The sequence below is a fragment of the Thermodesulfobacteriota bacterium genome (assembly GCA_036482575.1).
Taxonomy (GTDB): Bacteria; Desulfobacterota; GWC2-55-46; order GWC2-55-46; family JAUVFY01; genus JAZGJJ01.
In genome coordinates this window covers 1-10,900 of sequence record JAZGJJ010000066.1, presented here as the reverse complement: position 1 = coordinate 10,900, position 10,900 = coordinate 1, and the positions used below count along the sequence as shown (strand labels likewise).

At 59.6% G+C, this 10,900-nt stretch carries 12 protein-coding genes; 7 read left to right on the top strand and 5 right to left on the bottom strand.

What is annotated here, in order from left to right:
- The 6 genes from V3W31_02945 to V3W31_02920 all read left to right on the top strand — a co-directional run.
- Positions 1-325, top strand: a 325-nt coding sequence (locus V3W31_02945) for an ATP-binding protein (GenBank protein MEE9613895.1), incomplete at its 5' end; no start/stop codon positions are given.
- Position 326: 1 nt separating this feature from the next.
- Positions 327-1,754, top strand: a complete 1,428-nt coding sequence (locus V3W31_02940) for a sigma-54 dependent transcriptional regulator (protein MEE9613894.1) — start codon at positions 327-329, stop codon at positions 1,752-1,754.
- 6 nt (positions 1,755-1,760) lie between these two features.
- Positions 1,761-3,341 (top strand): site-specific DNA-methyltransferase, encoded by a 1,581-nt coding sequence (locus tag V3W31_02935; GenBank protein MEE9613893.1) that lies wholly within the window; start codon positions 1,761-1,763, stop codon positions 3,339-3,341.
- 22 nt (positions 3,342-3,363) lie between these two features.
- Positions 3,364-4,260 carry a sulfotransferase gene (locus tag V3W31_02930; GenBank protein MEE9613892.1) on the top strand — a complete coding sequence of 299 codons (897 nt, stop codon included), beginning with the start codon at positions 3,364-3,366 and terminating at the stop codon, positions 4,258-4,260.
- Between the two features lie 55 nt (positions 4,261-4,315).
- Positions 4,316-6,097: a sulfotransferase gene (locus V3W31_02925; GenBank protein MEE9613891.1), complete on the top strand. Its 1,782-nt coding sequence runs from the start codon at positions 4,316-4,318 to the stop codon at positions 6,095-6,097.
- On the top strand, positions 6,094-7,035 hold the full coding sequence (locus tag V3W31_02920; GenBank protein ID MEE9613890.1) for a cation diffusion facilitator family transporter: 942 nt from the start codon (positions 6,094-6,096) through the stop codon (positions 7,033-7,035). The genes V3W31_02925 and V3W31_02920 overlap by 4 nt, the downstream gene beginning before the upstream one ends.
- Before the next feature lie 15 nt (positions 7,036-7,050).
- Here the strand turns inward: V3W31_02920 and V3W31_02915 are convergent, their stop codons facing one another.
- The 5 genes from V3W31_02915 to V3W31_02895 form a co-directional block, all read right to left on the bottom strand.
- Positions 7,051-7,308 carry a type II toxin-antitoxin system RelE/ParE family toxin gene (locus V3W31_02915; GenBank protein MEE9613889.1) on the bottom strand — a complete coding sequence of 86 codons (258 nt, stop codon included), beginning with the start codon at positions 7,306-7,308 and terminating at the stop codon, positions 7,051-7,053.
- Positions 7,305-7,511: a hypothetical protein gene (locus tag V3W31_02910; protein MEE9613888.1), complete on the bottom strand. Its 207-nt coding sequence runs from the start codon at positions 7,509-7,511 to the stop codon at positions 7,305-7,307. Before V3W31_02910 ends, V3W31_02915 begins: the two co-directional genes overlap by 4 nt.
- 14 nt (positions 7,512-7,525) lie before the next feature.
- On the bottom strand, positions 7,526-7,714 hold the full coding sequence (locus V3W31_02905; protein ID MEE9613887.1) for a type II toxin-antitoxin system HicB family antitoxin: 189 nt from the start codon (positions 7,712-7,714) through the stop codon (positions 7,526-7,528).
- Between the two features lie 108 nt (positions 7,715-7,822).
- Positions 7,823-8,227 (bottom strand): GIY-YIG nuclease family protein, encoded by a 405-nt coding sequence (locus tag V3W31_02900; protein MEE9613886.1) that lies wholly within the window; start codon positions 8,225-8,227, stop codon positions 7,823-7,825.
- Positions 8,228-8,282: 55 nt separating this feature from the next.
- Entirely contained in the window at positions 8,283-10,073 is a 1,791-nt protein-coding gene (locus tag V3W31_02895) for a cation:proton antiporter (protein MEE9613885.1), read from the bottom strand.
- Between the two features lie 185 nt (positions 10,074-10,258).
- Between V3W31_02895 and thiE the strand changes: the two genes are divergently transcribed.
- Positions 10,259-10,900 (top strand): thiamine phosphate synthase (gene thiE / locus V3W31_02890; GenBank protein ID MEE9613884.1); only part of this gene is annotated, 642 nt, incomplete at its 3' end.

Genomic DNA, 10,900 nt, shown 5'->3' with positions numbered 1-10,900 from the left:
GCGGGAGGCGGCGGCTGAAGAGGGCGGCGAGGTAAGGGTCGCGACCAGGATGGTCACCGACTTCCACCTGGTCGAGGAGGGCTCCAGGCAGGCTAAGCTCGTGGCGGTGCGCATAAAGGACAACGGGTGCGGCATACCTCCGGAGAACATCGAGAGGATATTCACCCCGTTCTTCACGACCAAGCCCGGAGGCAGCGGGCTCGGCATGGCGATATCATACAGGATAATAAAGGAGCACGGCGGGTTCTTGAAGATACGGTCCGCGCCGGGGGACGGGACCGAGGTAGAGGTCTACCTGCCGGCGGCTGAAAGGAGTGGAGGCTGAGATGAGCGGGGAAAAGATACTCGTTGCCGACGACGACAAGAGCATCATCTGGGTGCTCGAGAAGTTTTTCGTCGAGAAGGGTCTCAAGCCGGTAACCGCCGGGAACGGCGCGGCCGCGGCCGAGGTGCTGAAGCGGGGAGAGGTGAGGCTGGCCCTGCTCGACATAAACATGCCCGGGAAGGACGGGCTCGGGGTGCTCAGGGAAACGAAGGACGCGGGGAGCACGGTCCCGGTAATAATAATGACCGCGGACGACACCATGACCAACACGATCGAGGCCATGAAGAGCGGCGCCTTCGACTACATAACCAAACCGCTCGACCTGGACGAGCTCGACATAATTATCGATAAAGCGATCGAGAACCTCCGGCTCCGCGAGGAACTCTCATCGCTGAAGGAGAGGGTAAAGGAAAGGTGGGCCGACGAGACCACGTTCGTCGGCAGGGCAAAGCCGGTGCAAAAAGTCTTCAAGGCCCTGGGCAAGGTAGCCCCCACCGACGTCACCCTCCTCATCCTCGGAGAGAGCGGCACGGGCAAGGAACTCGTCGCCAAGCTCATCCACTCGAACAGCCCGAGAAGCGGCGGCCCGTTCGTCGCCGTGAACTCGGCGGCCGTCCCGAGGGAGCTTATGGAGAGCGAACTCTTCGGCTTCGAAAAGGGCGCGTTCACCGGCGCGGTGGAGGGGAAGAAGGGAAAGTTCGAACTCGCCGAAGGGGGCACGCTCTTCCTCGACGAGGTCGGGGATATGGCGCTCGAACTTCAGGCGAGGCTGCTCCGCGCCATACAGGAGAGGGAGTTCTACAGGGTCGGCGGCAAGGAGCCGGTAAAGGTGGACGTGAGGATAATAACCGCCACCAACCAGGATCTCGAAAAGGCCGTGGAGGAAAAAAAGTTCCGCGAAGACCTCCTCTACAGGCTGAACGTCGTGACACTCACTCTCCCGCCGCTCCGCGACAGGAAGGGGGACGTAACGCTCCTCGCCGAATACTTCCTCGATAGGTTCGCGGGCGAGATGGGCGCCGAACGGAGGGAGCTATCCCCCGGCGCGATAGAGGAGATGGAGGGCTACGCGTGGCCCGGCAACGTAAGGGAGCTTGAAAACGTCCTCAGGAGGGCCGTGCTCCTCTCCCCGAACATAGTCCTTAGCCGCGACGACGTCGCGCTCCCCCGCAGGGGCGGCAAGCGCGAGTCCATAGAGGACATCATCACTAAAAAACTCGAACCCTTCATAGAGAAGACCGCCGCCGGGGGAAGGCAGGAGCTCTACGCCTCGCTCATGCCCTTTATGGAGAGGCCGCTCATAAGGCTCGTCCTTAGAAAGACCGCCCACAACCAGGTGCGCGCCGCCGAGCTGCTGGGCATAAACAGGAACACGCTCAGGAAAAAGATAAAGGAGCTCAAGATAAGCCCCAGGGAAAAGAAGATGTGACCGCCTATGGCCGGACGGAAGAGAAAGGACAGCGCAAAACTCATCTGGAGCTCGAAGGGTAAGGCGGAAACCCCGCCCAAGGGCCGGACCCTCGACGCGGTGGAGGAGGTCTTCCCCGGTGGCGGCCCCTCCCCTCCCCTCGCCCCCCTCCCCCCCTTCCCGGTTGGCCGGGCCGCTTCGAACCGTCTCGTCCACGGCGACAACCTACACGTGATGGAGGCCCTTATAAAAGAAGGGCTCAAGGGGAAGGTAAAACTTATCTACATAGACCCGCCCTTCGCCTCGGAGGCCGACTACAAGCTCAAGGTAAGACTGAGTAACGACGCCGGGACCATGAAGCGCACCGCTTACAGCGACAGGTGGAGCGGGGGCGTGGACTCATACCTCGACATGCTCCACCCGAGGCTCATCCTGATGAGGGAGCTCCTTTCCGACGACGGGACCATATTCCTCCACTGCGACTGGCGGGCGAACTCGTATATAAAGGTCCTCATGGACGAGATCTTCGGCCGGGAAAAGTTCCTTAACGAGATCGTATGGAGCTACGGAGGCAGGGGGGCCAAAGCGGTCTCCGGCCAGTTCCCCAGAAACCACGACACCATCCTGGTCTACGGCCGGGGACCGGGGGCGGGGCTCAGGAAGGTCTACGGCGAAAGGAGCGTACCCTCGAACGAGGCCGGGCGTTACGGCTTCAGGCTCGACAAGGACGGGCGTTTCTTCAAGACCGCGCCCAGGGGCGACTACACCGACGAGAGCATAAAAAGGCTCGAGAAAGAGGGACGGGTCTACAGGACAAATAGCGGCAACATAAGGATAAAATATTTTCTCGAAAAAAGGGGCTCAAGGATAATCGAAAAAAAACTCATCGGCGACGTCTGGGACGACATACCGGACGCCATGCACAGCCCCGTTGCTGAGAGGACCGGCTTTACCACCCAGAAGCCCGAAGCGCTTTTAAGGCGTATTATCGAGTCGGCCACGGCCAGCGGCGACCTTGTCTGCGACTTCTTCTCCGGGGCGGGCACCACGGGCTCGGTCGCCGAAAAGCTCGGCAGGAGGTGGATCATGTGCGAGAGCGGCCGGACCGGGGTCCAGGTAGCGCGCCGCCGCCTTATCGAAAACAACGCCGCCCCGTTCCTTATAGAAGGGGTCAGGGACCCCCGGGTCGGGGACCCGGGGGTCGGGGCCGCCAAGGCAGGGACGCGGAAGAAAAAGGAAGCGGCGTGCCTTAGCGTCAAGAAGCCCGTAATAAAGAAACTCAAGAACGGCAAGGTCGAGCTCTCGCTCGAACTCAAGGGTTACAGCCTTAACGGCCCGCCGCCCAGTCCGGCCGAGGGCGCTCCGGAGGAAAAGTTCCCCGCGGTTATCGACTCGTGGTCCGTGGACTGGGACTTTAAAGGCAGGGCCTTCGGCGGGGCCTTAGGCAAGGCCTTCAGGGGCACATGGCACTCGCTCCGGCAAAACGGGAAGGAGCTAAAGGCCGTCGAGAAAAAGGCACGGGCCGTGCTCGAAAAAAGACCGAAGAGGATAGCGGTCCGTGCCGTGGACGTATTCGGGAACGAGACCGAAGAAGTGGTCGACATATAAAGCCGCGAAAAGGGAGATGAGAGTGGTGGAGAGTTCAGATACGAGGAAAGACGGCCTTCCCCCGGCCCCGTTTATCGTCGGTGCGCCGCGCTCGGGCACGACACTCTTGAGGCTCATGCTCGACGCCCACCCGGAGATCTCCATCCCCCCGGAGACCCACTTCATTCCGGACCTTCTGCCCCTTGAGAGAGGCAGGAAGTTTTTTATCCGCAACCGCTTCTACAAGACCGTGGTGGGGTCGAGAAGGTGGAAGGACTTCCACATCGACCCGAAAGAATTCCGTAAGGCACTTAAGGCCATAAGACCCTTCAACCTACCCGACGGCTTGAGGTGTTTCTACGAGATATATATCTCGCGCTTCGACAAGCCCCGCTGGGGCGACAAGACGCCGGCATACATATCATATATGACCGATATACAGGAGGTCGTGCCCGAAGCGCGCTTCATCCATATCATAAGGGACGGCCGCGACGTGGCGCTTTCGCTGGAAGGGTTCCGTTGGGGGACCACCAGGGGTGTCAGCGTACGGGCTAATCAGTGGTTACGTAATGTCGGCGAGGGGCGGCGGCAGGCGGGCTCCTGCCGCCACTATATGGAGGTACGCTACGAGGAGCTCGTAACGGACACAACGGCCGTCCTGGAGAAAATATGCGAATTCATCGAGCTCCCCTACTCGCCCGAGATGGAGAACTATCACGCCTCGGCCGAGAAGCGGCTCGACGAGTTCGGGGACATACACCGCAGTAGCGGAAGGGTCACGGCAAAAAAGGAAGACCGTCTGGCGATTCACCGCCTTACCTCCTCCCCGCCAGACCCCTCACGCATAGGGGCATGGAAGAAGGAAATGAGCGAGGAAGACAGGCGGAGCTTCGAGGCGGTCGCGGGCGAGATGCTCCGGGACCTCGGATACGAGACATGAGCCCGCCGACCCGCCCTGCGGCACCGGCGGCAAGAGAAGAGAGGAGCTTAACGTGATGCGTGTCGTAGCTTTGCTTGCCATAAGGAACGAGGAGCTATACATCGAGCGCTGCCTCCAGCACCTCCGCTCCCAGGGTATCGAGACCTGCGTCATAGACAACGGCTCCACGGACCGTAGCGTAGAGATAGCCCGCGGCTTCGAAGGCAGGGGCGTCATGAGGATAGAGCACCTCCCTTTCAAAGGATACAGCGACTGGACGGAAATACTCCGCTCGAAAGAAAGGCTCGCCGGGGAGATAGACGCCGACTGGTTCATACACCACGACGCCGACGAGATACGGGAGGCGCCCCGGCCATACAAGACCCTTGTCGAAGGCATCGAAGATGCCGACCGGCAGGGCTATAACGCCATAAACTTCAAGGAGTTCGTATTCCTGCCCACCGGAGACGAGGAGTCCTACGAGGGCACGGACTACGTCCGGGAGATGCGCCACTACTACTTCTTCGAGCCGAAGCCCCTGCGCAGGATAAACGCCTGGAAGAATACCGGGGTCCCGGTGGGCATCAGCAGCTCCGGAGGGCACAAGGCCATATTCGAAGGCCGGAAGGTCTCCCCCGTCCAGTTCATACTGCGGCACTATATAGTCCTCAGCAGGACGCACGCTATAGCGAAGTACGCGGGACGCGTGTATTCGGCCGAGGATCTGGCCAGGGGCGCGAACGGATCTCGCGCGATGTTCAAGGCCGACAAACTGAACTTCCCGAGCGTAAAACGACTGAAAGAACTGTCCCTCGACGGCTCGTGGGACAGCTCCGACCCCTGGAGACGGCATACATTCCTGAAAGGCGCTCCCGGGACGGGGAAATACGCCAGAGGGAAACGACTGCTGAAACGTTTCTTGCCCCGGAGAGTAAAAGATGAACTCCGTAGAGGAAGACTGCCCTCCCTGCCGGCCGCCATCCCTGCCGACGATGCGAACCGGCCCCCGGCCCCCTTTATCGTCGGCGCGCCGCGCTCCGGCACCACACTCTTACGGCTCATGCTCGACGCCCACCCCGAGCTCGCGATCCCTCCCGAGACCTACTTCATACCGAGGATGCTGGAACTCGGGACCGTCCCGCTGCTTCTCCGTACGAGATTTTATAGAAAACTGCTTGACGATATAAGGTGGAAGGACTTTCACCTCGACCCGGAAAGGTTACGCGGGGCCCTTAAAGAGATCGAGCCCTTTACCTTACCGGAAGGGCTCAGGTGTTTCTACCGCCTCTATGCCGAACGCTTTGGCAAACCACGGTGGGGTGATAAGACGCCCAGATACAGCCTGCACCTTAACACCATCCAGAGCGCCCTGCCCGAGGCGCGCTTCATCCACATCATAAGGGACGGCCGCGACGTGGCGCTATCGTCAAAGAGCCTCCAGATATCTCCGGGTGACGACGCAGTCATGCAGGCGGCATTCTGGTTGAGGTACCTCCGGGAGGCGCGCCAGCAGGCGGGCTTCTGCCGCCACTATATGGAGGTGCGCTACGAGGAGCTCTTAACGGATACAACGGCCGTCCTGAAAAGAGTATGCGACTTCATCGAGCTCCCCTATTCGCCGGAGATGGAGGACTATCACGCCTCGGCCGGGGAGAGGCTCGACGAGCTTGCGGACAGGTATACCGCAGAGGGAAAGTTCTTTCCTAAAGAGGAGCAGCTGAAGATCTTCTCCCTTACCTCCTCCCCGCCCGACCCCTCACGCATAGGGGTGTGGAAGAAGGAGATGAGCGAGGAGGACCGGCAACGCTTCGAGGCGGTCGCGGGCGGGATGCTCCGGGACCTGGGGTACGAGACATGAGCGGACACTCGAGTAAAAAAGTAGTGATCGCCGCGCTTGCGGGCAACGGCGCCATAGCCGTTATGAAGTTCGTCGCGGCGTTCGTCTCCGGGAGCGCGGCGATGCTGGCCGAGGCCTTCCACTCGACGGCCGACAGCATGAACCAGGTGATGCTGCTCGTGGGCATGAAGCGCTCCAAAAGACCCCCGGACGAGGACCACCCTTTCGGCTACGGCAAGGAGCTGTACTTCTGGGCCTTTGTCGTGGCGGTCTCGATATTCGTCGTGGGCGCGGCGCTGTCTATATATGGAGGAGTGGACAAGATGCTCCACCCGCACCCTATCGAGTCGATCTGGCTGCCTCTCGCCGTCCTCGGGGCCTCGATAGCGTTCGAGACATACTCCTTCAGCGTGGCCTTCTCCGAGGCGAAGAAACTCGGCGGGGGCACGCGCCCCACCGACTTCATACGCATGGCCGTCACCACGAAGGACCCGACCATAATGATAGTGCTCTTCGAGGACACCGCCGCCATGGCGGGGCTCATAGTGGCGGCCGTCGGGATAAGCGCGTCCTACTGGCTCGACATGCCCTTTATAGACGGCCTTACGAGCGTGCTTATCGGGCTCATCCTCCTCTACGTCGCGTTCTTCCTCGCGCGCGAGACAAAGAAACTCCTTATCGGCGAGAGCGCCACAAAGGAAGACCGGGAGGCCATAAGGCGGGCCGTGGTGAACGTGGACGGGGTGGAGCGGTGCGGACAGCCGATGACCATGCACCTCGGGCCCGAGGACATACTGGTCAATCTGGAGGTCGAGTTCCGGGACGGGCTATCCACCGACGAGGTCGAGGCGGCGATAGACCGTATCGAGAGCCGCATAAAGAGCGCGGTTCCGGCGGTGAAGAAGATATTCATCGAGGCGGAGAGTATAAGTAAGAGGACCGTTGGCCGTGGCTCGTAGTCCACGGCAGCGGACCTACTTGTACGTCCTCTCCCCTCTGCGCTTAATACGGTATATGACCACCGTCCGCGCCTCGTCGTCCACCACGTAAAGTATACGGTAGTCGCCCACGCGGACGCGGTAGCCTTCTCTGTCGGTTAATTTTTTGCAGTTGCGGGGTCTGGGGTCGGATGCGAGGGAAAGGACGGCCTTGTCGATGCTTGCTCTGTGGCGGGACGGAATCTTAAGGGCCTCTTTCCCGACCCTCTTCTCTACGACGACCCTGTACTTCAAGACTTAAGCCACTTCTTGCGGAACTCGTCGTAGGGGATAAAACCGTTCGCTTCACGCTCAGCCTTGAGGAGGTCGTTTGCGTCCTCAAGGTCCTCGACGGACTCCATGAGACTCTCGTAGTCCTTGAGGTTAATGACAACCGCGGTCTTGTGTCCCTCCTCGTCAACCACGTACTTCGCCTTTATGTCAGTCGCTCCGGCCAACCGTACCACCTCCTTTAAGTCAAAGATAATATACCGAGGGGTTCTTTTCCGAACGACTCGATATGGAAACCTATCGCGGACTTCACGTCCGAGAGGGCCTCATCATAGGTGTCGCCCTCCCCGACAACGACCCCCTTCAGGCCCAGAGGGTAGGCCACGTACCCATCCGGGTGTTTTTCCACGATTATCTTGTATTGCTTCATGGATAACCCCCCTTTCTTATACCTTTATACCATATTTCCGGGTTTTTCAACACCCCCCTATTCCCCGGAGTTTTGCATGGTGGGCACAGCCCACCATGCCTGGCTGGATCACGACCATTCACTCATATCGTTTTGCTTTACCTTTCGGAGCTTCTTAAAGGACTGCTGTTTATTAAGCTTGTTCGCACGAGTGTCCTTCTTGTATATATGCCTCAATATTCCTTCGAGTTCCCTAATCTCTTCCTCTCTAATATTGTCCCAAACTTCAAAAACCGAAAAATGTGTCCAGTGCTCTTTCTTGTGTTTTGATTTGGAGTGCGACTTTAACCTTCTACGGATTCTTCCATAATCTGAACCCGACATTCCAATGTAAACCACATCATAGTTTTTTGATTGTGGTCTATATCGCAAAAGCGCATAAATTCCACGAGTTCCTTTTGGGATTTCGTTAATTGATCCGCGAGGGAGAAATTCGGCACACCTTTTTATTAATCTTAGTTCGCTTACTGGCATTGTAGTAACCACCTTTCGTTATTGTAATCAGTTCCGTAGGGTTGGCCCCTCCCCCCTACCCCTCCTCCTCGTCCACCACGCTTATAAGCGTCTGCCCGGGTTTGGGCTCGGCCTGGTTGTCGGTGGCGAAGGTGACGACCTCCCTCTTTTCGGTTATAAGGAACAGCGGGACCGCGCCGGCGTACTTCTTCCTGAACGCCTCGAAGCCGAACTCTCCGGTGAGCTTCGTCGTCTTTACCACGGCACCGCTTGCGAACCTGCGGGCCAGGTAGGAGTAGGTCCTCTCGCTCCCGAACAGCAGCCTGCCCCGTAAGGTCTGCGAGACACGCCCCTCGTCCTCGGGCGGGAGCTGGTAGACGTACTTACGGCCGAAGGCGTCGGTGAAGTGAAGTGCGGCGAGCGAGTTGACGTTATCGTTATGGGTTAGCGCCAGCAGCCTGCCTATGCCGCCGAGCTCCAGCTCCGCCGGGAGGCTCTCGGCCAGTATGCTCCCGTAGTGCGCCGGAAGACCCGCGAGTCGTGCCTTCGATACATTCGTCCAGTTGTTGTCCACGAGCATTACCTCAAAACCCTCCTTCGAGAGGGCCGCGGCTATCTCCCGCGCCCAGGGGTGGGCCCCGGCGAAGAGCACGCCCTGGGGGTTGGGGCTCGAAAGCCCGAGAGAGCGCGCGACGGGCAGGGCCCCCAGGCCGTAGACCGCAACCGTGCCTATTATGACCATGAAGGTTATCGGCACGAGCATCTCGGCCCCGGCATGCCCTGCCTCGACGAGCCGCATCGAAAAGACCGACGCTATGGCCGCGGCCACTATGCCTCGCGGGGCCATGCATCCCAGGAATATCTTCTCCTTACCCGAAAGCCCGGAGCCGAGAGTGGAGAAGAATACCGAGAGCGGCCTGGCCGCCACTATAAGGACCAGCAGGAAGAGAACGCCCCCCACGCCCACCCCGGAAAAATCGCTGAAGTCGAGCCTCGCGGCAAGCAGGATAAAGAGGCTCGATATCAGGAGCACCCTCAGATTCTCCTTGAACTCGACTATATGCTTTACCGTAACGGCCTTCTGGTTGGCGAGCGCGATACCCATGACCGTAACGGCAAGCAGGCCGGACTCGGCCTGCAAGTAGTTGGACGCCGCGAACGCGCCCACAACGACCATGACGGTCACCGGGTTCTGCAGGAAGTCGGGTATCCAGTAGCGCCGGAGGAAGAAGACCATCAAAGCCGCCCCCGCCGCACCGGTTAAGCCGCCCGCGAGGATGGTCTTGACGATCCCCATAAGGGCGTGAGAACCGGCCTCGCGCAGGCCCCCCCCACCCCCTCCGGCCACTATCCCCTCGAAGACCCGCACCGCCAGCATCGCGCCTATCGGGTCTATGACGATCCCCTCCCACTTGAGTATCGACCCCAGATGGCCAACCGGCCTTACGTGCCGGAGGAGCGGCACGATCACCGTCGGACCGGTTACGACGAGCACCGCACCCACCAGTACCGAGAGCGCCAGGTCGAGCCCGAGCAGGTAACCGGCGGCGAGAGAGCCTATAAGCCAGGTGACGACGACCCCGATTGTAACGAGGTTCCTCACCACCCCGCCGAAACCCTTAAGCTCGGAGACCCGGAGCGTAAGGCCCCCCTCGAAGAGGATGAGCGCGACGGAGATGCTTACTATCGGAAGGAGGAGGTCGCCGAAGATCTCGTCCGGGTCGAGAAACCCCGTCACCGGCCCGGCGACGAAGCCGATAATAAGGAGGAGGAGTATGGCGGGCAGCCCCATACGCCAGGCGAGCCACTGCGCTCCCACGCCGAGGACCACGATACTCGCTATACCTATAAGAAGATGCTCTGTCAAAGTAAAATCCTTTCTATGCCTCCAAGACTTTATACTGCATAAGGGCCTACTTGGCAATTGAATTCGGTTGGGTCCAACGTCACGCTGGTCGGCGTCACGCCGCTTTAAATATTGGGTCCAGCGTCACGCTGGTTGGCAACCGATTTCCATTGTCATCCCCCCCGCCGCGCTGTTAATATGCAACCATGGGATATGGGGTTGGAAGCGAAAAGATACGAGGGCTCTACGCCATAATAGATACCTACTTTGTCGGGCCGGGTGATATCGAAAGGGTCGCGGGAGAGATAATCGAGGGCGGGGCGAGGCTCGTTCAGCTGCGGGCCAAGGGGGGGGGGACGGCGTCGGGCGAATTTTTAAAGATGGCAAAGACCCTGAGAGAGATAACCGCGGCCAGAGGCGCGACCTTCATCGTTAACGACCGGGTGGACGTGGCGCTCATGAGCGGCGCGGACGGCGTACACCTTGGAGACGAAGACCTGCCCGTGGCCGAAGCGAGGAAGATACTCGGAAAGGAAAAAATTATCGGTTTTTCGACGCATACCGTGGAGGAAGCCGTAGAAGCCGCGACACTCGACGTGGACTATATTTCCTTCGGTCCCATATTCCCCACCGCCACGAAACCAGACGCCCGGGAGGTCGTCGGCATCGATATGCTTAAAGAGGTAAGAGGGAAGATAAAACTCCCCGTAACCGCCATCGGCGGCATAACCGAGGAGACGCTCCCGGAGGTCATAAGTGCCGGGGCCGACGCCGTCGCAATCATATCAGGGATACTGGAAATACCAAGCTCAAAAGACATCCGCGCAAAGGTCGCAGTACTCGTATCC